The 22,479-nt window shown below is 62.7% G+C and carries 20 protein-coding genes; 14 read left to right on the top strand and 6 right to left on the bottom strand.

The genetic code is table 11. The features are described 5' to 3' along the window. Positions 1 to 261: hypothetical protein (locus tag IE126_RS25975; protein ID WP_229825610.1), on the bottom strand; the 261-nt coding region annotated here is incomplete at its 3' end. Between the two features lie 18 nt (positions 262 to 279). On the opposite strand from IE126_RS25975, the gene IE126_RS16390 reads away from it, so the two are divergent. Genes IE126_RS16390 through IE126_RS16375 form a run of 4 tightly spaced genes read left to right on the top strand, consistent with a single transcriptional unit; the run spans position 280 to position 7,316 of the window. Beyond that, on the top strand, positions 280 to 2,574 hold the full coding sequence (locus tag IE126_RS16390) for an Ig-like domain-containing protein (RefSeq protein WP_229825609.1): 2,295 nt from the start codon (positions 280 to 282) through the stop codon (positions 2,572 to 2,574). 13 nt (positions 2,575 to 2,587) lie between these two features. Then, positions 2,588 to 3,937 carry a TolC family protein gene (locus IE126_RS16385; RefSeq protein WP_082401085.1) on the top strand — a complete coding sequence of 450 codons (1,350 nt, stop codon included), beginning with the start codon at positions 2,588 to 2,590 and terminating at the stop codon, positions 3,935 to 3,937. Further along, positions 3,934 to 6,138 carry an ATP-binding cassette domain-containing protein gene (locus tag IE126_RS16380; RefSeq protein WP_054303972.1) on the top strand — a complete coding sequence of 735 codons (2,205 nt, stop codon included), beginning with the start codon at positions 3,934 to 3,936 and terminating at the stop codon, positions 6,136 to 6,138. Before IE126_RS16385 ends, IE126_RS16380 begins: the two co-directional genes overlap by 4 nt. Then, entirely contained in the window at positions 6,135 to 7,316 is a 1,182-nt protein-coding gene (locus tag IE126_RS16375; protein ID WP_054303971.1) for an HlyD family efflux transporter periplasmic adaptor subunit, read from the top strand. The genes IE126_RS16380 and IE126_RS16375 overlap by 4 nt, the downstream gene beginning before the upstream one ends. On the opposite strand, the gene fliP is transcribed toward IE126_RS16375, so the two are convergent. Genes fliP through fliF form a run of 4 tightly spaced genes read right to left on the bottom strand, consistent with a single transcriptional unit; the run spans position 7,313 to position 10,480 of the window. Beyond that, positions 7,313 to 8,029, bottom strand: a complete 717-nt coding sequence (fliP, locus tag IE126_RS16370; RefSeq protein WP_189381628.1) for a flagellar type III secretion system pore protein FliP — start codon at positions 8,027 to 8,029, stop codon at positions 7,313 to 7,315. The genes IE126_RS16375 and fliP overlap by 4 nt on opposite strands. Next, positions 8,029 to 8,298 (bottom strand): FliM/FliN family flagellar motor switch protein, encoded by a 270-nt coding sequence (locus IE126_RS16365; protein ID WP_189381627.1) that lies wholly within the window; start codon positions 8,296 to 8,298, stop codon positions 8,029 to 8,031. Before IE126_RS16365 ends, fliP begins: the two co-directional genes overlap by 1 nt. Then, the gene (locus IE126_RS16360; RefSeq protein WP_229825589.1) at positions 8,295 to 8,882 is read right to left on the bottom strand and encodes a FliH/SctL family protein; all 588 of its coding nucleotides are present in this window, start codon (positions 8,880 to 8,882) and stop codon (positions 8,295 to 8,297) included. The genes IE126_RS16365 and IE126_RS16360 overlap by 4 nt, the downstream gene beginning before the upstream one ends. Beyond that, positions 8,879 to 10,480 carry a flagellar basal-body MS-ring/collar protein FliF gene (fliF, locus tag IE126_RS16355; protein WP_189381626.1) on the bottom strand — a complete coding sequence of 534 codons (1,602 nt, stop codon included), beginning with the start codon at positions 10,478 to 10,480 and terminating at the stop codon, positions 8,879 to 8,881. Before fliF ends, IE126_RS16360 begins: the two co-directional genes overlap by 4 nt. 120 nt (positions 10,481 to 10,600) lie before the next feature. Between fliF and IE126_RS16350 the strand changes: the two genes are divergently transcribed. From IE126_RS16350 to IE126_RS16330, 5 genes are read left to right on the top strand one after another with little or no spacing between them, the layout of a single operon-like run. Then, on the top strand, positions 10,601 to 11,080 hold the full coding sequence (locus IE126_RS16350) for a flagellar basal body-associated FliL family protein (RefSeq protein WP_189381625.1): 480 nt from the start codon (positions 10,601 to 10,603) through the stop codon (positions 11,078 to 11,080). Positions 11,081 to 11,088: 8 nt separating this feature from the next. Further along, positions 11,089 to 11,457: a hypothetical protein gene (locus tag IE126_RS16345; RefSeq protein ID WP_054303965.1), complete on the top strand. Its 369-nt coding sequence runs from the start codon at positions 11,089 to 11,091 to the stop codon at positions 11,455 to 11,457. Next, entirely contained in the window at positions 11,454 to 12,017 is a 564-nt protein-coding gene (locus IE126_RS16340) for a MotE family protein (protein WP_054303964.1), read from the top strand. The genes IE126_RS16345 and IE126_RS16340 overlap by 4 nt, the downstream gene beginning before the upstream one ends. Before the next feature lie 59 nt (positions 12,018 to 12,076). Beyond that, entirely contained in the window at positions 12,077 to 12,946 is an 870-nt protein-coding gene (motA, locus tag IE126_RS16335) for a flagellar motor stator protein MotA (RefSeq protein ID WP_189381624.1), read from the top strand. After that, positions 12,946 to 15,033, top strand: coding sequence for a hypothetical protein (locus IE126_RS16330; protein ID WP_189381623.1), 2,088 nt, complete (start codon positions 12,946 to 12,948; stop codon positions 15,031 to 15,033). The genes motA and IE126_RS16330 overlap by 1 nt, the downstream gene beginning before the upstream one ends. A gap of 1 nt (position 15,034) precedes the next feature. On the opposite strand, the gene IE126_RS16325 is transcribed toward IE126_RS16330, so the two are convergent. After that, positions 15,035 to 16,432, bottom strand: coding sequence for a helix-turn-helix domain-containing protein (locus IE126_RS16325; protein ID WP_189381622.1), 1,398 nt, complete (start codon positions 16,430 to 16,432; stop codon positions 15,035 to 15,037). Positions 16,433 to 16,580: 148 nt separating this feature from the next. On the opposite strand from IE126_RS16325, the gene IE126_RS16320 reads away from it, so the two are divergent. The 5 genes from IE126_RS16320 to IE126_RS16300 all read left to right on the top strand — a co-directional run bounded on the left by IE126_RS16320 (position 16,581) and on the right by IE126_RS16300 (position 22,100). Beyond that, positions 16,581 to 17,780 carry a pyridoxal-phosphate-dependent aminotransferase family protein gene (locus IE126_RS16320; protein ID WP_054303960.1) on the top strand — a complete coding sequence of 400 codons (1,200 nt, stop codon included), beginning with the start codon at positions 16,581 to 16,583 and terminating at the stop codon, positions 17,778 to 17,780. A 24-nt stretch (positions 17,781 to 17,804) separates the two neighbouring features. After that, a complete protein-coding gene (locus tag IE126_RS16315) occupies positions 17,805 to 18,743 on the top strand; it encodes an HpcH/HpaI aldolase/citrate lyase family protein (protein WP_054303959.1) in 939 nt (312 codons plus the stop codon). 13 nt (positions 18,744 to 18,756) lie between these two features. Further along, positions 18,757 to 19,929 (top strand): malate--CoA ligase subunit beta, encoded by a 1,173-nt coding sequence (locus IE126_RS16310; protein WP_054303958.1) that lies wholly within the window; start codon positions 18,757 to 18,759, stop codon positions 19,927 to 19,929. An 11-nt stretch (positions 19,930 to 19,940) separates the two neighbouring features. Continuing rightward, positions 19,941 to 20,837, top strand: coding sequence for a succinate--CoA ligase subunit alpha (gene sucD / locus IE126_RS16305; RefSeq protein WP_054303957.1), 897 nt, complete (start codon positions 19,941 to 19,943; stop codon positions 20,835 to 20,837). A 186-nt stretch (positions 20,838 to 21,023) separates the two neighbouring features. Further along, the gene (locus IE126_RS16300; RefSeq protein ID WP_369814613.1) at positions 21,024 to 22,100 is read left to right on the top strand and encodes a DUF475 domain-containing protein; all 1,077 of its coding nucleotides are present in this window, start codon (positions 21,024 to 21,026) and stop codon (positions 22,098 to 22,100) included. Positions 22,101 to 22,479 lie beyond the last annotated feature (379 nt).

Below are 22,479 nucleotides of genomic sequence, written 5' to 3'. Positions count from 1 at the left end.
GGAGATGGTGACGGCGACGGCGACGGAGATGGTGACGGCGACGGAGATGGTGACGGCGACGGCGACGGCGACGGCGACGGAGATGGTGACGGCGACGGCGACGGCGACGGAGATGGTGACGGCGACGGCGACGGAGATGGTGACGGCGACGGAGATGGTGACGGCGACGGCGACGGCGACGGCGACGGAGATGGTGACGGCGACGGCGACGGAGATGGTGACGGCGACGGCGATACCCGTGCCACCCCGACCGTCGATCACCCCGAGTCATCCGACACTCTGACGACCAACACCGAGGAACCGCGCTGTGTCGTGACCGGCACCGGCGAGCCGGGCGATACCGTGACCGTAGTTGTCGGCGATCAGACGCAGACCACCACGATCACCGAAAGTGGCACCTGGGGTGTCACTTTCGAAGATGGCTCGTTCCCCTCGGACGGTTCGTTCCGGGCCGAAGTCACCGTGACCGGCGGCGGGTTCACCTATGAGCTTGACGGTCCGAGCTTCGTGATCGACATGACCCCGCCCGAAGTCTCGGCGACCTCGGGGGTGGAAAGTGTCGGCGACATTGAGAACGGCGCCGAATATCTTGATGGCGTGACCATCGGGGGCGAAGGCGAGGCTGGCGCCACGATCGAAGTCGAGATCGAGGGTACGACCCACACGACTGTGGTCGATGCCGAGGGCAACTGGTCTGTGACCTTCTCGACCGAGGAAATCGCCGCGGGTGAGCACAGCTATGCCGCGACGATCACCGCGACTGATCCGCTGGGCAACCAGACGGTCATCCATGAAACCGTGGTGGTGGATACTTTCACCACCGTGGCCTTCGCGGATGCCGCCATTGCCGGGGACGATGTGATCAACGCGGCCGAGGCGGCTGGTACGATCACCATGACCGGCTCGGCTCAGGCCGGGGCAACAGTGACGGTTGAATGGCTGGGCACCACGGTGAATGCGGTGGTGGCTGCCGATGGGTCGTGGACCGCGAGCTTCGCGGCCGGTGTGGTGGCCTCGGGCACCTACAGCGGCACGGTGGCCACGGTCACGGCGGTGGATGCGGCGGGCAACAGCGCGACCGCGACCCACACCATCGACGTGGATACCGAAATCTCGCTCAGCATCGACGATCCGCAGATGGGGGATAACTACATCTCGGCCGCCGAGCGTTCGGGCAGCGCGGGCATCGTGCTGACCGGCGAGGGCGAGGCCGGTGCATCGGTCGAAGTGACATTCGAGGGTATCACCCGCACGACGACCGTGGGCGCCGATGGCCAGTGGAGCGTGACCTACCTCGGCAGCGAGATTGCCGAAGGAACCCGCGACTCGGTCGTCAGCGTGACAACGACGGATGCGGCGGGCAACACCGACACGGCAACGCATACGGTCTCGATTGACACCGAGGTGCAGAACTTCGCCGGTGCGGGGGATGATGTGATCAATGGCGCGGAAGCGGCCAATGATCTTGTCGTCTCGGGCACGGTTGAAGTCGGCTCGCGCGTTGTGGTCAAGCTGGCCGATGGTGCGTGGCACAATGCGACGGTCGATGCCAGCGGCAACTGGTCTGTCCGGGTGCCCTCGGCCGAGATCCCGGCGGGTGAGCATGACCTGACGATGACCATGGTGGCGACCGATCACATCGGCAACACGAAGACGCTGACTCAGGCCGTGCATGTCGACACGCTGGTGCGCAATCTGGGCCTTTCGGGCGAGATCGCGGGCGATGGCGTGGTGAATGCCGCCGAATATGCCCAGGGCGTTGTGGTTCAGGGCACGGTCGAGGCCAATTCGACCGTGACCGTGACGCTGGAGAACGGCACGCGCCATACGGTGAATGCCGGTGCGGATGGCAAGTGGTCGGTCACCCTGGCGGCGGGCGAATTGCCGGTCGGGGATGGCATTGATACCGACATCCGCGTCAGCGCCACCGACAGCGTCGGCAACGTCGATTTCTTCACCGAAACGATCCATGTCGATACGGTCGCACCGCTGTCGCCGGAGATCACCGCGATCACGCCGACGAAGGATGCCTTGGGCAATGCCATCGGCATGCGGGCGCTCTATACCGAGATGACCGATGACATCTACACATTCGACCGTGTGGATGCTTCGGGCGCGGTGAGCCATGTTTCGGCGACGGAAACCGATAACGCCACCTTCAACGAAACCGAGTTCCGCTTTGGCGGTACGGTGCCGGACGGCAGCTATCTGGTGATCAACAATGCGGATGCGGCGGGTAACTCGTCCTCCACGCTGCTGATCGTGAACACCACGAATTCGGTGGAGGTCGATCTTGATCGCGCCGGGCTGCACGGCTTCGATTTCGCGGCGGTGGACCTGACCTGGGCACCGGATGCGCAGATGACCCTGACGGCAGATGACCTGACCCGCCTGACCGGGCCGGACAATCAGATGATGATCAAGGGTGATGCGGCCGATGACGTGAAGCTGAGCGGCGACTTCGCCGCGACGGGCACCCAGTCGATCGACGGGCAGACCTATACGGTTTACACGCTGGGCGACGGGCACGGTTCGGTTCTGATCGACGACGATATCAATACGACGTTGATCTGACGGAGGGCACAGGATGCCCGTGCAGTGTAAACCAGTTCGCGCCGGGGTTTTGCGCCCCGGCCCGGCCCTGACGCTTGTGCTGGCGCTGGCCGGCTGCATGGGCGGTCCGGGGCCGGATGTAACCAAATCAGGGTTCGGGGCGGGATATCGCCCCGACCAACCGGCTGGAATGACGGAACTTCGTCGCGCCGGGCAGGATGCCAAACAGCGGTCCGACATCATCGACGCGTTGCTGGCGCGCCAGTCGATCCTGCCACCTTCCGGCCCTTATGCCGAGGTCGCGCAGGCCGTGACCGAGGCCAATGCCGGTGTGGCCCGTGCCGAGCTGCGGGTGGCGCGGCTGCGGTCCGAGGCGAAGTCGAAAAACTGGCTGCCGAAGATCGGGCCGAGCGTCAGCCTGACCTCGCTTGGTGCGGTCGCCGCTTCCATCCTGATCGAGCAGACCATTTTCGACGGCGGCGCAAGGAAGGCCGAACGGGCCTATTCCGCTGCTGATGTCGAAGTGGCCGCCGCCTCGCTGGCTGCCGATGCCAATGCGCGCGTCTATGATGGCCTGTCGCTGTATATCAAGACGCAGCAATCGCGCGATTACGTGCGGCTGTCCGAAGCGGCAGTGGCCCGCATGGCCGAATTTCAGCGGATCGTCACGATCCGCGCCGATGGCGGCCTGTCAGACCGTTCCGAGCAGCGGGTCATCGAACAGAAAACCGCCGAGATGCGGGCAAGGTTCAATGATGACAGGTTCAATGCCAGCCAGACCCTGGCTGAGCTGAACGCGATGTCGTCCCGGCCGCTGGATGCCGTTTCGGGTCTTCAGTCCTTGCCGCCGGATGCCGCCACACCAGAGCCGATTGCGGTCCTGAAAACCCGCGCCGAGGGCACGCGCACGCTGGCCGAGGCTGATATCCTGCGTGCGGGCTATTTTCCGGGGATGAAGGCCGAGGCGAAGCTGAATGACGATGGCCTGCTGTCCGGCCTCTCTATCGGGGCCGACAATGCCTTTGGCTTTGGCACCGGGGCCGAGCTTGAGGCGCTGAAATCCACAGGCGATGTGGTGGACCGTCGGATTGCCAAAAGTGCCGAAGATACCAACCGGCGGATTGTCTCGCTTCAGCATGACATTGCCACCTTGCAGGCACGGGAGGCCGAGGGCGCGACTGTTCTTGCGCAGACCGAGGCGACGCTTGCGACTTTTACCCAGCAATACAAGATGGGCCGCCGCCCGCTGATGGAGTTGGTGGGCATGTTCGAGACCTTCGTCGCGATGCAGCGCGAACAGGCCGGACTGAAATATGAAATTGCGTTGCGGAGGCTGGAAATCGCCCGCGACCGCGGGGTTCTGGTAAGCGGGGCGCAGCTATGACCGATCGGGTCGTCGCATTCGAGTTGAATGCCAATCGCAGTGCGGTGCAGCCGCGTCCCGCCGCCCCGGCACATCCCGCCGTGAAGCCGGGCGAAAAGGCCCTGGCCCGCGCGCGGCTGGCGACGATCTATCTGGGTCTGACCGGGGCCGAGCTTTCCGCCGCCGATCTGGCCGAGGCGATGGTACGGCATGCCGACGCCGGGACGACACCTGACCTCAATCACCTTTGTCGCGCGCTGACCGAACTGGGCCTTGTCGCGCGGGTTGATCGTGCTGCTGCGCCAGAGCCTGCCTTCTGGCCCGCACTTGCGCAAATGTCCTCGGGGCAGCTTGTTCTGGTGCTTTCGCAATCCGATGACAGCGTGACGATCTATGACGCCACCCTGCCGGACAAGCGTGCCGAAGTCGCACTGGAGGAATTTGCGGCGGTGTTCGGTGGCACTTTCCTGCGTGCACGGCCTTCGATGGCGGCGCTGGAACAACGCCACGCCGAGGATGCGCCGCGTCCGCACTGGTTCTGGGGTGAGTTCAGGGGGTATCGCCGCCAGCTGGCAGAGGTTGCGGCCGGTTCGCTGGTTGCGAACCTGCTGGCGGTCGCCGTGGCGCTGTTTTCGCTTCAGGTCTACGACCGGGTGATTCCGCACCAGTCAGAGCCCACACTCTGGGTTCTGGCCCTTGGCGCCTTTCTGGCGGTGGTGCTTGAGGGCATGCTGAAGGTCGCCCGCTCGACCCTGATGGATACCACCGGCCGCCGGATCGAACTGTCGGTGCAGGAACGGCTGATGCAGCGGCTGCTGAACATGCGCGCCGCCCCCGGAAAACGCACGCCGTCGCAAACCTTTTCGGCGATGCGCGAGTTCTCTTCGGTGCGTGAATTCTTTACCTCCACCACCATCGGCACATTGGCGGATCTGCCCTTCCTGATTATTTTCTTCCTGCTTGTCGCCTCGATCGGCGGCAATCTGGTATGGATTCTGGTGGTCGGCGGCATCCTGATGGTGGCGCCGGGCCTGTTCTTCCAGAAGCGCATGATCGCGCTGACACAAGCGACACAGGGCGCCTCCACCCGCGCGGCGCGGCTGCTTTACGAAGCGGTCTATGAACATGAAACGGTCACAACCCAGCGCGCGCAGGACCGGATTTCTCGCATCTGGGCCGAGTTGACTGCGCTTTCGGCGCTGAAATCTTCGGAACAGCGGCATATGTCGTCGCTGCTGACCTATTGGGCGCAGGGCGTGCAGCAGGCGACCTATGTCAGCGCCGTGGTTGTGGGGGCCTACAAGGTTTTTGCCGGCGATTTCACGGTCGGAACCATCATCGCCATCGGTATCCTGACCTCGCGCACGCTTGGCCCGCTGTCGCAGATTTCTGCCACGCTGGCGCGCTGGGCCAATGTGCGCGCGGCGCTGGACGGGCTGGAAAGCATCGCCAGTGCCGAACAGCAGGAGGAAGCGGGCCGCAGCTATTTGCGCCGTGACCGCATCAAAGGCGGGTTCGAGCTGCGCAACGTGGAATTCCGCTATGATGAGAAATCCAGCGCCGTGGTCGATATCCCCGGCATTGCCATTCCGCCCGGCCAACACGTCGCGGTGCTCGGGGCCAATGGTTCCGGCAAATCGACGCTGCTGCGGTTGCTGGCGGGTCTGTTTGACCCGACGCGCGGCCGCATCCTGATCGACGGGGTGGATCTGGGGCAGGTGCATCCGCGCGACCTGCGCCGCGGGATCGGCTATCTAGGGCAGGAGGTGCGACTGTTTGCGGGCAGCCTGCGCGACAACCTGAACCTCACCCAACTGGAACGCGATGACGACCGGCTTTTCGCCGCGCTGGATTTTGCGGGTCTTGGCCCCTTCGTGCGCAACCATCCGCGCGGGCTGGACCTGGAGATCCGTGAACTGGGCGAGGGGCTTTCGGTCGGGCAGCGGCAAAGCATCGGCTGGGCGCGACTCTGGCTGCAAGACCCGTCAGTCGTGTTGCTGGACGAACCGACCGCCGCGCTGGACCAGACCCTCGAGGCGACACTGGTCAGCCGGTTGCATGGCTGGCTGAAGGGGCGCACCGCGATCATCGCCACCCACCGCGTGCCGATCCTGCAACTGACGGAACGCACGGTGATCCTCCAGAACGGCAAGATGGCCGTCGATGGCCCGCGCGACGCCGTGCTGGCGCATCTGTCCAAGGCGCAGGGGGGCAAGGCATGAGCAGCGCAGCCTTCGATCACGACCTGTCCGAACGCACCCGCCGCCCTTCGGTCACCATCTGGGTGATCGGTCTTGCGGTTGTCGTCTTTCTGTTGTGGTCGGCCATCGCCTGGGTGGCAGAGATCGTGCATGCACCCGGAACGGTGGTTTCCTCGTCGCGTCCGCAGATCATCAACAACCTTGAGGGCGGCATTCTGGCCGAACTGAACGTGTCGGAGGGCGATATCGTCAAACCCGGTCAGGTTCTGGCCCGCCTTTACGGCACGCAATACCAATCCCAGGTGGACGATCTGACCGATCAGGTTGCGACACTGGAAATTCGCCGTCTCCGGCTGGAGGCCGAGATGCTGAACCTCGCGGATTTCGATGTGCCACCGGAGTATGCCGCGCGGGTGCCGGATATCGTGGCCTCGGAAACCACACTTCTCGGGGCCCGGCAAAGCGACTTCTCTTCCAAGAAAGAAGGCGCCGAGCAGGTTCTGAAGCAGGCGAACAAGGAACTTGAGATCCTTGAGAAGATGCTTGCGATGGAAGTGGTGCCGCTGATCGAGGTGACGAATGCGCGCAAGCAGCAGTCGGAAGCCGAAAACCGGCTGAATGACGTGATTACCCAGATGGAGCTGGATCGCGCCACCAACTATTCCGAGACGCTGGCCAAGCTGACCTCGTTGAAACAGCAGCTGAAGATCGCGGAAGACCAGTTGCGCCGCACGGTTCTGGTGGCGCCGATGAAAGGCGTGGTCAACAAACTATCGATCACCACTATCGGCGGTGTGGTCCGCCCGGGCGAGGAAATCCTTCAGATCATTCCGCTGGAGGACGAGCTTTACATCGAGGCGCGGGTGAAACCCGAGGATATCGCGCAGGTCCGCAAGGATCAGGATGCCACGATCAAGCTGACCGCCTATGATTACACGATCTATGGCACGCTTCAGGGAAAGGTCGATTTCATTTCTGCCGATACGTTCAAGGATGATCGCTCGCGCAATCCCGATGGCGACCCGCATTACAAGGTCACGGTAAAGGTGGACCTATCGAAGCTGACCGAACGCCAGCAGGCGCTGGAAATCCGGCCCGGCATGCTGGCGGATGTGGAATTGCAGACCGGTGGCAAGACCATTCTGACCTATCTGACCAAGCCGCTTTACAAATCGCAGCAGGCGCTGCGCGAGCGTTAAAGGTAACTTCGGACCAGCGCACCGGACAGCAGGCTCCACCCGTCGGCAACGACGAAGAACGCCAGCTTGAAGGGCAGGGAAACGATGGCTGGCGGCACCATCATCATGCCCATGGACATCAGGATCGCGGCAACAACCAGGTCGATGATCAGGAAGGGCAGGAAGACCATGAAGCCGATTTCAAAGGCGCGGCGCAGTTCGGACAGCAGAAAGGACGGCACCAGCAGCGGCAGTGCGGCATCTGCGACCTCGGGTGGCTCGTTCTCGCGCAGCGAGGCGAGTTCGGCATAGGTCTCGGGGTTCGTTCGCGCGGCCATGAAGCGGCGGAAGGGCGCGATGGTCAGCGGGATCGCCTCCTGCAATTCAATCTCGCCCCGTGACAGCGGGCCTGCGCCTTTGGTCCATGCCTCTGTCAGAACGGGGTCCATGACGAACCAGGTCAGGAACAGGGCGAGGCTGACCATCAGCATGTTGGGTGGGGCCTGTTGCAGGCCGATCGCCTGTCGCAGGATGGACAGCACGGTCAGGATAAAGGGGAAGCAGGTCACCATGACCGCAAGTCCCGGCACCAGACCAAGCAATGTGATCAGCGCGATCAGTTGCATGGACCGCAGGCCCAATGTCGGCCCCGCGCCCAGATCGACCGTCAGGCTTTGCGCCGCTACCGGGCCGGCAAGCAGCAGCAGAGTGCCCGTCAAAAGGGTTCCCCGCATTACAGCTCGCCACGCAGATTGGCGACTTCGGTCAGGCGAACCGCCAGTTGCCCGGCCTGATCACCCTCCATCTCCTGCAACTCGCCCCGCGCGATGAGCCGGTCGCCAACGTAAAGTTCCACCAGATCGTCCACGCGGCGGTCGAGCGGCAGGACCGCATCACGCTGGAGTTTCAGAAGATCCCGGATGCGTGGCCGAGCCTTGCCCACGGAAATCACGATTTCTATGGGCACCTGCCCGAAAGGGTTGCCATCTGCCGTGTCGTTCATGCTGTGCGATCCTGTTCTGACAATCCAAAGAAATTGCGAACCGCTGCGGTCAGTTCGCTGGTCGCGCGATCAAGGTCTATCTGCGCTTCTGTTTCCCCGAGGCGCAGATAGACCTGCCCCTCACTCAGGGTCGGCTCCTCGACCAGACGAAGTGGAAGCCCTGTTGCCTGGCCAAGCAGGTTCTCCACCGGCGCGCGCGCGGCAGGATTGAGCACGAGCTCCACAGGTGCCTCCGCCAGTTCCTCCGCCAGGGGCGTCAGGGTTTCGAGCACTGTTGGCGCAAGTGCCTCGCGGGCGACCCCGGGCAGCAGGCGGCAGGCGATTTCCTGCATCAGCGGTGCCAGCGCCTTCAGCACATGCATCCGCGCATCATGAAATGTGAAGCCAAGCGCCTGAATGCTGCGGGCAAGGTCGGCCGTCATCCGGCCCTGCTCCTGACTCGCGGCATTCGCGGCATCTTCCCAGCCGGCGGAATATCCCTGTTCATAGGCTGCAAGCCGCTCTTCCTCGGCAACCGAGGCACGCGGAGGTGTCGCTGCCTCGGATTCTTCCCGCGACTCGAAGACTTCAAGCTTCAGGGTCACGATGCCCTCTCTTCCGGCTCTTCCAGCCAGCCGCGCAGGATCTGCACGGATTCGGCCTGACGTGCCTCGATCAGTCGACGAAGCCTGTCGACCGGATCATCAGGAAGGTCGACACTCTCGCCGGGGATATCGGCGAAGCCGGAAATATCGCCGATATCGTCAATCTCGCCCGAAACCACGCGCGGACTTTCGGTCATGCCCGCGGGGACAGGCAGTATACCGGTGCCGGTTGCGGGCAGAAGGGGGGTATCCGAGTCAGGGATCTGCCTGGCGCCGGTCAGCAGGGGGCGCAGAACAAAAATCCCAAGCACCAGCGTCACAAGTGCAAGCGCACCAATCTGGACAAGCCGCATCACGTCAAGCGGCGGCAGCCAGCTCGCCTCGGCCAAAGTGCCCTGCGCCGCAAACGACTCGAAAGACAGGGATTTCAGGGTCAGGACATCACCACGCGACGTGTCGAGCCCTGAGGCGGAAGCAACGAGTTCGCGCAGATCGGCAAGCTCCGTCTCGGGTCGGGGCTGCCAGCTTGTGCTTCCATCCTGCCCGAGGCTGGGCAGGCCGTTCACCAGAACGGCGATGGTGAGTCTTCGAATGGTGCCCGGACCCCGGACCAGCTCGCGCCGGGTTTCCGAAACCTCGAAGTTCACCCTTTCGCGTGTTTCGCTGCTCTGGCTTTGACTGCCGCCATTCTGTCCGGCATTCCCTTCGGGAAGGTTGGAAGCGACCGTGACATCCTGATTGGCCTCACGATTGGTGCCCGATTTCTCGGTCGTATCGGTCGAGATCGCCACCCGGCCCTGCGGATCGAATTTGTGCTCGGTGATCTGCTCCTGATCGGTGACCAGATCCAGCGAGAGTTCGACCACGGCGTTCCCCGGTCCGACGCGGGCTTCAAGAAGACGCTCGATATTCTGGCGCAAGGCAGTTTCCCGGTCAGAAGCCGCGGCATTCGTGGCGGGGTCGGAGTCTGGCGGAACCAGACCGCCCACGCTGTCGATGACAGCAACATCTTCCGGCCGCATTCCGCTGACTGCGGCCGCAACCAGATGGCGCAGAGCCTTTGCCTGTTCGGCTGAAACTGTCCCTGAGGCTGTGGTGACGGTGACCGAAGCAGTGGGCGGCGCAGATTTGCGAAAGGGTTGCGCAGCAGACTGGGCGATATGAACCCTCGCGTTGCGAATCGCCGGGTTGGCCAGAATGGTTCGGGCCAGCTCACCCTCCTTCGCTCGCCAATAGGCGGCATCAAACATCTGCGAAGTGGTGCCAAAACCGGACATACCATCCAGAAGCTCATAGCCTGCGCCCCCCGCAGCGGGCAGGCCTTCGGCAGCAAGGGTCATGCGAAGCGTATCCCGGCGCGCGGCATCGACCTGAATGGCGTTGCCGCGCACCTCATAGGCGATACCGCGCTGTTCCAGCGCCGCAACGATTTCGCCTGCCGCCTGAGGCTCCAGCCCGGAGTAGAGAAGGGCATATTCCGTGCGCCCGGCGATCTGCGACATGGCGAAAACCAGAAGAAATACGGCCAGCGTTACCCCGATCACCGTGACTCGTCTGCGCAGATTCATCTGCGACCAAAGCGAAATCAGATTCTGCATGCGCCGTCTCCGCCGTGCGGGCATCTGCCCCCGTTCAGACGACTCATGCGGGATCGGGCTTAACAATCGGTTAGTGACCTTGGCGTTATAGCTTTTTCCCGAAAGGTTGCGGAGAGAGCCATGGCAGACACGCAAGAGCCGCAGGAAGCGGCGTCGAAAAAAGCTTCCCAAAAGCCTCTGCTGGTGGGGGGCATTCTCGCCTTGCTGCTTGCAGCGGGCGGGTTTTATGGCACCTACAGCGGTTTGATCCCCCTGCCTGGCCATTCGGCCAAGGTGGAACCTCCGGCAGAAAACCTGCCCGATCTCGCTTTTGTGCCGGTCGATACGGTGATGATATCCCTTGGTGCCGCAGGAAACAACCAGCATCTCAAGTTCGGATCGCAGCTGGAGGTTTCGCCCATCTATACGACCGAGGTTGCCAACCTGATGCCCCGGATTCTGGATGTCATCAATTCCTATCTGCGGGCCGTCGAAGTGGCCGAATTGCAGAACCCCAGTGCCCTTCTGAAGATCAGGGCGCAGCTTCTGCGCCGCATTCAGGTGGTCACAGGCGAGGGGCGCGTGCGCGACCTGCTTGTCACCGAATTTGTTCTGAACTGAGGGCAGTCATGACATTTGTCGCAGATATTCTGATGGTTGCGGGAACGTTTGGCGTCGCGTTCTACTGCTATGTGCTTTCGGCACGGCTGAAACGGTTCTCGACACTTGAATCCGGAATGGGTGGTGCGATTGCCGTTCTTTCGGCACAGGTCGACGATATGACCCGCGCTTTGGCCAGGGCGCAGGCCGCCGCAACCGGCTCTGCCGCGACGCTGGAATCACTGACCTTGCGCGCCGAAACCGCCGCCGCGCGACTGGAGGTCATGCTGGCCTCGCTGCACGATCTGCCGGAGCGGGCCGACGATGATGCGGGGGACCGGCGATTGCGGTTCGTGCGTCGGCGGAATGGCCGCGATGAAGCGGAGACCGGAATATGAGCAGGATGGTGCGTCGGCCCGGACGTGGCGCGCTCTATCTGCTGTCGGTCCTGCTTCTGGCAAGCGCATCACTGCGGATCGGCACCAACGTCGGTCAGGCACTGGCCGCATCGGAGGAGACAGGCCCGGCGGCGGTTCCGCTGAACTGCCCCACGCCGCCCGCCGCTCTGGTCGAGGCGCTTTCTCTGCGGGAGCAAAGGGTCAGGGTGCAGGAAGCAGCACTGGCTGAAAAGACCGCAGCGCTTGCACTTGCTGAGGATGTTGTGACCAGACGGCTGGCCGAGCTCGCGACCGCCGAGGATCGTCTTCGCGCAACGCTTTCGCTCGCCGACGGTGCGGCAGAGCGGGATCTTACGCAACTGACCGAAGTCTATCAGGCCATGAAGCCCAAAGAGGCCGCAGCGATCTTTGCCGGGATGGACCCGCAGTTTGCCGCAGGTTTCCTTGGAAGGATGCAGCCGCAGGCTGCTGCGGCAATCCTCGCCGGAATGCCGCCGGATACGGCCTATGCGATGAGCGTGCTGATCGCGGGTCGCAACGCGAATGCTCCAAGGGAGTGAGGGAATCTTAACCTGCCACGCGGAAAGATCGTTGGAGATGCAGCGGGAAGGAGGTGCCGATGTTCGGCCTCGTCGGTATTGTCATAATCTTCGTCATGGTGTTCGGCGGGTATATTCTTGCCGGCGGCAAGCTGGGGATCATTCTCAAATCCCTGCCTTTCGAGATGATCATGATCGGGGGTGCCGCACTAGGCGCGTTTCTGCTGTCAAATGATCTGGCTGCGGTCAAACATGCGATGAAGGATATCGCCAAGGTGTTCAAAGGGCCGAAGTGGCGGCCGGGGGACTACCGTGATCTGCTGTGCCTGCTGTTCGAGCTTATTCGCATTGCCCGTTCGAATCCGGTGGCGCTGGAAGAACATATAGAAAAACCGGAAGAGTCGGCGATCTTCGCGCGGTACCCACGCATCCGGGCAGATCATGAGGCGCTCGACCTGATCTGCGACACGCTGCGTGCCGCTTCCATGAACTATGACGACCCGCATCAGGTGGAAGAGGTGCTCGACAAGCGGATGGATACCGCACGGCATCACGCCCTGCATTCCAGCCATGCCCTGCAATCCGTTGCCGATGCCTTGCCCGCCCTGGGGATCGTTGCTGCGGTGTTGGGGGTTATCAAGACCATGGGCGCGATTGACCAGCCGCCGGAGGTGCTGGGCAAGATGATCGGGGGCGCGCTTGTGGGAACATTTCTGGGGGTTTTTCTGGCTTATGGGATAGTCGGTCCCTTTGCCACCCGCGTGAAGGCCGTGGTGGAGGACGATGCGCATTTCTACCAGTTGATCCGCGAAGTTCTGGTCGCCAACCTCTACAACCATCCGGCCAATATCTGCATTGAGGTCGGCAGGCAGAATACGCCGCATAACTTGCGACCGAGTTTTGTAGAGCTGGAAGAAGCATTGCGCTCCCTGAAGCAGGAAGCCGCGTGATGGGGCGCTTTCTGGTTCTTCTGTTGCTCTTCCTGCCGAGCCCGATCTGCGCCGAAATTGCGCGGGTCACTTCGGGAGAGCACGATGGTTTTTCACGCCTTGTTGTGTCTGTCGGGGAGCCCGCAACCTGGAAACTGGGGCGGCTGGAGGATGGATATCTGCTTCAGATCAGCAAACCGGGCCTGACCTTCGATTTGTCACAGACATTCCGCCGGATACCTAAGACAAGGCTGGCCGGGGTTGATGTTGCGGCCTTTGGCAGACTCAGGATCGCCATGGCCTGTGATTGTCATGCCGAAGCATTCGAGTTTCGACCAGGGATTATCGTGATCGACCTGAAATCTGGCTCCCCCCGGAAGGACTCACCCTTCGAGATGCCTTTGCTGATCGACAACCCCGTGATACCGGGTTTACCGCCCTCCTCCCAAGAAGCAGAGAGCGGATCATTGCCGCTTCTGGATGATCTTGCCCTTGTCGGCATGCGAAAGACCATAGCCGAGGGCATTGGCGCAGCGGCGACCCAAGGTTTGGTTGATCTGAGCACCCCCAGGATCGCCCGACCCAAGGCTGTGGAGCAAGTTTCCACCCCACAATCCGAACATGTGAGGGTCAAACCGCCGGAGGGGTTGGAAACACATATCTCGGAAAATGCGGAAAAGTCGCCGCAAGACGGTGCGTGCCTCGGAGAGGACAGCCTCCTTCTTCCGGAATGGTCGGATGAAGCGCCGATTTTCGGGCAGTTTTCCGCATTGAGGCAAGACCTTGTCGGAGAGTTCGACGAGCCGCAGCCCGAGGCTGTCGCGATGGCGGCGCGGAGATATATTGCGATGGGTTTCGGGGCCGAAGCTGCACAGTTGGCCAATACCTTTCCCCAAGGCTTGAAAGATATCCCGATTCTGCTTGCCCTCGCGCGCCTGGTGGATGGCGAGAGGCCGGAAAGGAACCCGTTTACCGGCATGGAAGGCTGTGACTCGCCTGCCGCGCTCTGGTCGGTGCTGGCGCGTCCCTCGCTTCGCCCGGGCGAGCGGGTCAATCGAGATGCCATTTATATGGGCTTTTCCCGACTGCCACTTGCCCTGCGTGAATCCCTGGGTCCGGGTCTTGCAGAGCGTTTCCGGCAAAACAGGGATGCCGAAATGGTCCGAAAAATCAGGGATGTCATGGCACGCGGTAGCCCGTCGGCGAGTTCGGCTGTGCGTGCGCTTGACGCATCCATCGCGGCAGAGGAAGCGCCCCGCGAAGCCGAGAGATCTTTTCGCAACATCGCGTCCGGGCATGATGAACTGGAACCCGCAGCCCTGATCGCGCTGGTCGATATTGCCTGGAAAGCAAGCGCGCCGGTCGAGGCCGGGCTTGTGCAGGATCTGGAAATTCTTGCGCAGCAATACCGGGGTCAGCCGGACGACCAAAGGCTTCATCACGCCCTTGCTGTTGCGCTTGCGCTGAACGGACAGTTCTCGCGCGGCTTTGCGGCGGCGGCAGACAATCAGACGCGGCTGATTGTCTGGGATATTCTGGCGGAGCGCGCAGGGAGCTCTGATTTGCTGATGCTGGCAAGCGATGCCTCCGGCGCCCCTGCGGAGCTGCCGGCCAAAACCCGGTCTGTTCTGGTTGCGCGCTTCATGGACCTGGGTCTTCCCGAGCTTGCGGAGAGTTGGGCGACGCAGAGGCGTACCGCTTCTGAGGACGCATCGGATCGGCTTCTTTCGGCAAGATTGGCAGCGCAGCGCAAGGATGCCGCAGCCGCACTGCGAGGATTAGCGGGGCTGGAAGGGCCAGAGGCTGATGCGCTTCGCGGCGCGATGCTGATGCAACTGGGGTTGTCTGCCGAGGCTGTGGGGGCATTCCGGCGCGCGGGCGATGATGAAGCGATGCGGCAGGCGCTGCGCGTATCCCGGTCCTGGCGGGCGGTTGCCGAACAGGATCAGGGAATCTGGCGTAAGGCCGCGGCGTTTGACAGCGATTCACCCGTGGAAGAACTCGCGGACAAGCCGCTTGCCCACGCAAGAAGCTTGGTTGAAAGAAGCGGCCAGTCGCGTTCCGCACTGGAAAAGCTGCTTGCGGCAGTCGCCGGGGGCGGGTTGTGAGTCAGGCCTCGAAGCGGGTTGCGCCACGACGCATGGTGTTGACGGGCTCCGGCAGGGTCAAAGCCTGATATGCACGCTGGTCGCAATGATTGCGCGGGCAGATGCGGCAGTTGATCCCCACGAGTGTCATGGTGATGCCTGAAAGCAGGAAGGGTTCAGCATAGCCGATTTCGCTGACATGTTCGAGGGAACAACCCATTGCGACGGCCAGGCGATTGTCCTGTGCGTGGCGCACCCATGTCGGCCGCTCCACCGTGCGTGAGAATACGAAAAACCGGCCGCCATCGGGCATTTCCACAAATTGCGGGACGATGCGACCAGGCGTGCGGAAACTGGTGTGGACATCCAGCCGCGGGCAGGCGCCACCGTGTTCTGCCAGCGGAAAACTGGTGGCATTGAACCTTTTGGCAACGTTGCCGCCCTTGTCGATGCGCAGGAAGAAGAAGGGCACACCCGGTGCACCCTCGCGTTGAAGCGTTGTTGCGCGGTGGCAGGCCTGTTCGAAGCTGACGCCGAATCGGGTGGCAAGATGGTCGAAGTCGTACTTTGTGGCCTTCGCCTCTGCCAGAAAGGCATCATAGGGCATCAGGACTGCGGCGGCGAAATAGTTCGCAAGCTCCACCCGCAGACGCGCAACGCCTTGCGGATCTTTCAGCACCGACGCGGCGATAACCCCGTCCAGAAGCGGGGCCAGCTCCAGCAGGGCGCACATGTGCACAAGCTGGAAGATGCGGTTTGTGTGGTCCAGCGCTTCGGAAAGCTGAATTTCGCGCTGCGCCACATTATAGTCACGCAGCGAAAAGGGCATGTCCTCAACGGGAAGAACCCGAACCCGAACGCCCAGCCGATCCCGCAGCCGACGCTTCAGCGCGTAATAGATGTCATCCCGTTCAACCTGTTCCGTGCCCCAGAAGGCTTCGGCAGCCTCTTCCAGATCCCGGAAATTGTTCCTGTTCTTGCGGAAGATGTCATGAACTGCTGCCTCGGGTGAGGACAGCGGGGTCTGGCCCGCAAGCTCCGTCATTGAAAGAAGCTGGTCGGAAATCGCGTGATAGGCACGATGCAGGCGCAGAAAAGCCGCTGCGAGGTCCGGGCTGTGAATGAGCGCGGCGCGCAGTTGCGGCAGATCCGGCCGCAACTGCGCAAAGAGAGGGTCCTGCACAGCGCCGCGCAGCTCGGGCAAAAGATTGGCGTTGTCATCCTCGGCGATGTCCCGCCAGTCGACGCCATAAGTGTCCATCAGCCGGAACAGGATCGCGACGGAAACAGATCTTTCGTTGTTTTCCAAAAGGTTGACATAAGATGCGCTGATGCCGAGCGCCTTTGCCATCTGGGCCTGGGTCTCTCCCCTTTCCTGCCGCAAACGGCGAAGCTGGGGGCCGATGAATGTCTTCTGCATACGGTTGCACACAAATTTCTGGTTCGTCAACTTTACAATATTACAATTTATGAACCATGTAAATTCTCGCGTTTACAGCAGAACGCAGATTCATTTCCCCACAGTGAAATTTCCCGGCATCAATAATCTCAGCAATGGGAGGATTGCCATGAAAACCGGACTTTCTCACCTCTTCATCCCCGGCCCCACCAATGTGCCGGAAACCGTTCGCCGCGCCATGAACGTGCCGATGCAGGACCACCGCGCCCCGGATTTTGGGGATTTGACGGCCAGCATCTTCGCCGATCTCAAGACCGTCTACGGCACCACCAAGGGGCGCGTGGCCCTGTTTCCCGGATCGGGCACCGGCTGCTGGGAGGCGGCCATCACCAATACGCTGAATCCCGGCGATAAGGTGCTGATGGCGCGGCATGGCCAGTTTTCGCATCTCTGGGCAGAGATGGCGAAGAAGCTGGGGCTTGAGGTGCAGCTGATCGACCTGCCCTGGGGTGCGGGCGCCCCGGTAAAGGAATTCGCCCGTATTCTGGGCGCGGACAGGCATGGCGAGATCAAGGCGATCTTCGTCACCCATAACGAAACCGCGACTGGCGTGACCTCGGACGTGGCGGGCGTGCGCAAGGCGCTGGACGATGCGCTGCATGATGCGCTGCTGTTTGTCGATGGCGTGTCCTCGATCGGCTCGATCCCGTTCCGCATGGATGACTGGGGCGTCGATCTGGCGGTGACCGGCAGCCAGAAAGGGCTGATGAGCCCGGCAGGTCTGGGTATGCTCGCGGTCAGCCCGAAGGCGCTGAAGGCGATGGAAAGTTCCACCATGCGCCGTGCCTTCTTCGACCTGGCCGACATGCTGCGCGCCCATGACGGCGGTTCATTCCCCTATACGCCGCCGGTGCCGCTGCTGCATGGCGTGAAGGCGGCGCTGACGCGGATGATGGAAGAAGGGCTGCCGAACATTCATGCGCGGCACAAGCGGCTGGCATCGGGTGTGCGCCGTGCGGTGGCGGCCTGGGGGCTGGACCTCTGCGCCGAACATCCGACGCTTTATTCCGATACCGTCACCGCGGTGCGCGTGCCTGAAGGAGTAGATGCGCGCGAGGTCATCCGCATCGCTTATGAGCGCTACAACTGCTCGCTCGGGTCGGGGCTTGGCCCACTGAACGGCAAGGCCTTCCGCATCGGCCATCTGGGCGATCTGAATGAAGGCATGTGCCTCACCGCCATCTCCATCGCCGAAATGGCACTGGTCGAGGCCGGTGCCCGGATCAAGCTGGGCTCGGGCGTTGCCGCTGCCCAGGAAGTTTACCTGATGCGCCCCGCCCAGCCCGAGCTGCGGCTGGCCGCCGAATGATCTCCGGATAAACAGGACAGACATATGAGCCACACTTTGCACCCGCTGCGGCGCCAACGCCTGCAGCGCTCGGAACTTGCCGTCCCGGCGTCCAACCCCACCATGATCGACAAGGCCGCGACTGGCCCGGCGGATTACATCTTCCTCGACCTTGAGGATGCGGTGGCACCGCCGGAAAAGGAACAGGCCCGCAAGAATGCGATTCAGGCGCTGAACGACATCGACTGGGCGGCGGCGGGCAAGACCGTTTCTGTCCGCATCAACGGACTGGATACGCACTACATGTATCGTGACGTCGTTGATGTGATGGAGCAGGCGGGCGACCGCGTGCACACGCTTCTGGTGCCCAAGGTTGGCGTGACCGGCGATCTGTATATGGTCGAGGCCATGGTGAACCAGATCGAGATGGCGAAGGGCTATCAGACCCGCGTGGGCCTTGAGGCGCTGATCGAAACCGCGCTGGGCATGGCGAATGTCGAGGCCATCGCGCAGTTCGGTGGCCGGCTGGAGGCGCTGCACTTCGGCGTGGCAGATTACGCGGCGAGCCTCAGGGCGCGCACCACCAACATCGGTGGTCTGAACCCGCATTACCCCGGCGATCAGTGGCATTCGGCGATCAGCCGCATGGTGGTTGCCTGCCGCGCCTATGGCCTGCGCGCCATCGACGGACCTTTCGGCGATTTCAGTGATCCCGAGGGCTATAAGGAGGGCGCGCGTCGCGCCGCCGCGCTGGGCTGCGATGGCAAATGGGCCATCCACCCCTCGCAGGTCACGCTGGCGAACGAGGTCTTCTCGCCGCCGGATACCGAAGTCACCCGTGCCCGCCGCATCATCGACGAATTGCGCAAGGCGGAATCCGAAGGGCGCGGCGCCGCCTCGCTGGACGGCAAGATGATCGACGCGGCCTCGGAACGCATGGCGCGCAACGTCATCGTTCTGGCCGACGCCATCGCCGCACGCTGAGGGAGGAATATAAATGGATATTCATGAATATCAGGCGAAGGAAATTCTGGCAGGCTTCGGCGTGCCGGTCCCGCGCGGTGGCCTGGCTTACAGCCCGGAACAGGCAGGCTACCGCGCGCGCGAACTGGGCGGCAGCGCCTGGGTGGTGAAGGCGCAGATCCACTCGGGTGGCCGGGGCGAGGCGGGGGGGGTGAAGCTATGCCGCAGCCCCGAGGAAGTGCAGGACTACGCGCAAACCCTGTTCGGTCGCCAGTTGGTGACAAAGCAGACCGATGCGAATGGCAAGGGGGTCTATCGGCTTTGGGTCGAGGCGGCGTCCGAGATCCGGCAGGAGCTGTATCTGGGCTTCGTGCTGGACCGGAAATCCGAACGCATCATGATTGTCGCCTCCGCGCATGGCGGTATGGAGATCGAGGATCTGGCGGAAAGCGACGCGGATTCGCTGCGCCGCATGGTCATCGACCCGGCGGTGGGTCTGGTGCCGTTCCAGGCGCGGGAGCTTGCCTTCTCGCTGGGCCTGCGCGGTGGTCAGATCGCGCAGATGGTCAATGTGCTGACGGCCTGCCACCGTGCCTACCGCGAGCTTGACGCCACGATGGTCGAAATCAATCCGCTGATCATCAACGGCTCGGGTGATCTGGTGGCGCTGGACGCGAAGATGAGCTTTGACACCAACGCGCTCTATCGTCGCCCCGAGGTCGCCGAACTGCGTGACCGCAGCCAGGAAGACCCGCGCGAAAGCATGGCCGGCGATTATGGTCTGGCCTATGTCGGGCTCGACGGTGACATCGGCTGCATCATCAACGGCGCCGGTCTGGCCATGGCCACGATGGACATGATCAAGCTGGCCGGGGGCGAGCCTGCCAACTTCCTCGACATCGGCGGTGGCGCCAGCCCGGAGCGGGTGGTCCGCGCCTTCCGCACCGTGCTGACCGATCGCAATGTGCAGGTGATCCTCGTGAACATCTTCGCGGGCATCAACCGCTGCGACTGGGTGGCCGAGGGGGTGGTGAAAGCCTACCGCGAGGTCGGCATGACCATCCCGGTCGTGGTGCGCCTTGCCGGAACCAATGTCGAGGAAGGCCAGCGCATCCTCGCCGAAAGCGGGCTGCCGCTGCACACCGCTGACACGCTTGCCGAAGCGGCCGACATCGCCGTTGGCCTGCGCCAGAAACGCGCCGCCTGAGGGAGGAAAGTATGACCATTCTGATCAACGAGACGACCAAGGTCATCGTTCAGGGCATGTCGGGCCGCATCGGCCAGTTCCACAGCGCTGACATGATCAAGAACAACACCAATGTGGTGGGCGGCGTGGTGCCCGGCAAGGGCGGGGAGACTTTCCTCGACCGGCCACTGTTCAACACCGTGCGCGAGGCGGTGGATGCGACGGGGGCCGAGGCAAGCCTCGTCTTCGTGCCGCCGCCCTTCGCGGCCGATGCGATCATGGAGGCGGCGGATGCAGGCATCAAGACCGCCGTCTGCGTGACCGACGGCATCCCGGCTCAGGACATGATGCAGGTGAAACGCTTCCTGCGCCGCTATCCCGAAAACCGCAAGATGCGGCTGATCGGGCCGAACTGCGCGGGCATCATCTCGCCCGGCCGCGGCTTCATGGGCATCATGCCGCCGCATATCTACATGCCGGGTCGGGTAGGCATCGTCGGTCGTTCCGGCACGCTGGGCTATGAGGCTGCCAGCCAGATGAAGGCGCTGGGCATCGGCGTTTCCACCTCGGTCGGTATCGGCGGCGATCCGGTGAACGGGTCAAGCTTCCGCGACATCCTGCAACTGTTCGAGGCCGATCCCGAGACCGATGCCGTCGTAATGATCGGTGAGATCGGTGGCCCGCAGGAGGCGGAGGCCGCCGCCTGGGTGCGGGAACATATGTCGAAGCCGGTGGTGGCCTATATCGCCGGGCTGTCGGCGCCAAAGGGCCGCAAGATGGGCCATGCCGGGGCCATTGTTTCGGCCTTTGGGGAAAGCGCGCAGGAGAAAGTGGAGATCCTGACCGCGGCTGGCATTTCCATCGCGCCAAACCCCTCCGCCATCGGGGCCACGGTGGCGCAGGTATTGGGCCGTCGCGCCGCGGCCTGATGCGTTGCTCCGGCGCCTCGGTTTCGGGGCGCCGTATGCAGGGCAGTTGACAGAACGGCCCGGTCCTTCCTATCTCGGGGCATCGCGGGGCCAAGGCGCCCGCGGCAACACGGTGACCGGGCCCCTCTGGCAAGAGATCGGCGCTCTTGTGATGTCGGCACCTCGCGTTCTGGACCGCCGAGCGGAATGCTGACTTTCATGTCCACATCAACGGCCAAGCCCATGGTCGCATATCTCAAATGGGCCTTCATCGTGACAGGTGTCGGGCTGGCGCTAGGCGCCGCCCTTGGCTGGCAGACAACCGGCACGCTTTCCGGTGCGCTGACCATCTTCTTCATCTGCGCCGTTCTGGCGGTGCTGGAGATCTCGCTGTCCTTTGACAATGCCATCGTCAACGCCAACAAGCTCAAAACGATGAGCCCGGTCTGGCAGCACCGATTCCTGACCTGGGGTATCCTGATCGCGGTTTTCGGCATGCGGATCGTCTTCCCGCTGCTGATCGTGGTCATTGCCGCGCATGTCGGTCCGATCGACGCGCTGATCATGGCGGCCGCCCGCCCGGCTGAATACGCGCGCATCATGCAGGAGGCACATCTGCCCATCGCTGCTTTCGGTGGCACTTTCCTGATGATGGTGGCGCTGACCTATTTCTTCGATCAGGAAAAAGATGTGCACTGGGTCGAATGGCTGGAAAGCCGCATGGCCTCTTACGCCACGATCAAAGGGGTCGAGATCGCGCTTGTGCTGATCCTTGTCCTCCTGTTCTCGCGCCTTCTGGAGGGCGAGGCCCGGAACGTCTTCGTCTATTCCGCCATCTACGGCTTGCTGACTTTCCTGCTGGTCGAGGTGCTGGGCGGGTTTCTGGATCGCACGCAGGAAACCACGCGCGCTGCGGCGCAGGGCGGGCTGGGCGCCTTCCTCTACCTGGAGGTGCTGGATGCCAGCTTCTCGTTTGACGGGGTGATCGGGGCCTTCGCGCTCAGCCAGAACCTGTTCGTCATCGCCATCGGGCTGGGCATCGGTGCGATGTATGTGCGTTCCATGACCATCATGCTGGTCGAACGCGGTACGCTGGCCGAATACCGCTATCTGGAGCATGGGGCGTTCTACGCCATCCTGATCCTGTCGGTGATCATGTACTGCCAGACGCTCGTGCATATTCCCGAGGTCATTACCGGACTGGGAGGGGCGGCTTTGATCGGTGTTGCCCTCTGGTCGTCGATCCGCAGCAACAGATGTGAGGCGGGTGCGGCGCCGAAGTAAGCAAAGGCCGGGGGAAGCCCCGGCCTTTTGCATTTCCGCGAGGGGAAGCCGCCGTTCGCGGGAAGGGAATCGCGCGGAATCAGCGGCTTGGCCGCGGCATCTGGCGTGCTGATTCTGTTTCCCGGTGCCATGTGGAACGAGATCCACCAGCCAGCCTACAGTCTCGGGAAACTTTTATTACGCAGCGCAACCGTCATATTGTGCTAAAAATTTCTCCACATACCACATGCAGCGCAACATTCCGCAGCATGAAAAAAATCTGACACATTCCTGCATTTTTGCTCTTGCGGGTTTTTGGGTGTGGGCCTAGAAGCTGCCTCACCGAAACGGACGGTGGCGGGAACGAAGCGAAGCGGAAGCGAGCTTGGGACTGTGGCCG

This window comes from Gemmobacter nanjingensis (assembly GCF_014652195.1).
GTDB classification, from domain to species: domain Bacteria; phylum Pseudomonadota; class Alphaproteobacteria; order Rhodobacterales; family Rhodobacteraceae; genus Gemmobacter; species Gemmobacter caeni.
Note: the sequence above shows the minus strand (reverse complement) of the source record. Positions and strands in the feature narration are given on the sequence as shown.

Bases quoted from the DNA above. Each gene is read 5' to 3' on its own strand.
- IE126_RS16385 (WP_082401085.1), top strand. From the start codon at position 2,588: ATGCCCGTGCAGTGTAAACCAGTTCGCGCCGGGGTTTTGCGCCCCGGC.
- IE126_RS16380 (WP_054303972.1), top strand. From the start codon at position 3,934: ATGACCGATCGGGTCGTCGCATTCGAGTTGAATGCCAATCGCAGTGCG.
- IE126_RS16375 (WP_054303971.1), top strand. From the start codon at position 6,135: ATGAGCAGCGCAGCCTTCGATCACGACCTGTCCGAACGCACCCGCCGC.
- fliP (WP_189381628.1), bottom strand. From the start codon at position 8,029: ATGCGGGGAACCCTTTTGACGGGCACTCTGCTGCTGCTTGCCGGCCCG.
- IE126_RS16365 (WP_189381627.1), bottom strand. From the start codon at position 8,298: ATGAACGACACGGCAGATGGCAACCCTTTCGGGCAGGTGCCCATAGAA.
- fliF (WP_189381626.1), bottom strand. From the start codon at position 10,480: ATGCAGAATCTGATTTCGCTTTGGTCGCAGATGAATCTGCGCAGACGA.
- IE126_RS16350 (WP_189381625.1), top strand. From the start codon at position 10,601: ATGGCAGACACGCAAGAGCCGCAGGAAGCGGCGTCGAAAAAAGCTTCC.
- IE126_RS16345 (WP_054303965.1), top strand. From the start codon at position 11,089: ATGACATTTGTCGCAGATATTCTGATGGTTGCGGGAACGTTTGGCGTC.
- IE126_RS16340 (WP_054303964.1), top strand. From the start codon at position 11,454: ATGAGCAGGATGGTGCGTCGGCCCGGACGTGGCGCGCTCTATCTGCTG.
- motA (WP_189381624.1), top strand. From the start codon at position 12,077: ATGTTCGGCCTCGTCGGTATTGTCATAATCTTCGTCATGGTGTTCGGC.
- IE126_RS16330 (WP_189381623.1), top strand. From the start codon at position 12,946: ATGGGGCGCTTTCTGGTTCTTCTGTTGCTCTTCCTGCCGAGCCCGATC.
- IE126_RS16325 (WP_189381622.1), bottom strand. From the start codon at position 16,432: ATGCAGAAGACATTCATCGGCCCCCAGCTTCGCCGTTTGCGGCAGGAA.
- IE126_RS16320 (WP_054303960.1), top strand. From the start codon at position 16,581: ATGAAAACCGGACTTTCTCACCTCTTCATCCCCGGCCCCACCAATGTG.
- IE126_RS16315 (WP_054303959.1), top strand. From the start codon at position 17,805: ATGAGCCACACTTTGCACCCGCTGCGGCGCCAACGCCTGCAGCGCTCG.
- IE126_RS16310 (WP_054303958.1), top strand. From the start codon at position 18,757: ATGGATATTCATGAATATCAGGCGAAGGAAATTCTGGCAGGCTTCGGC.
- sucD (WP_054303957.1), top strand. From the start codon at position 19,941: ATGACCATTCTGATCAACGAGACGACCAAGGTCATCGTTCAGGGCATG.
- IE126_RS16300 (WP_369814613.1), top strand. From the start codon at position 21,024: ATGCTGACTTTCATGTCCACATCAACGGCCAAGCCCATGGTCGCATAT.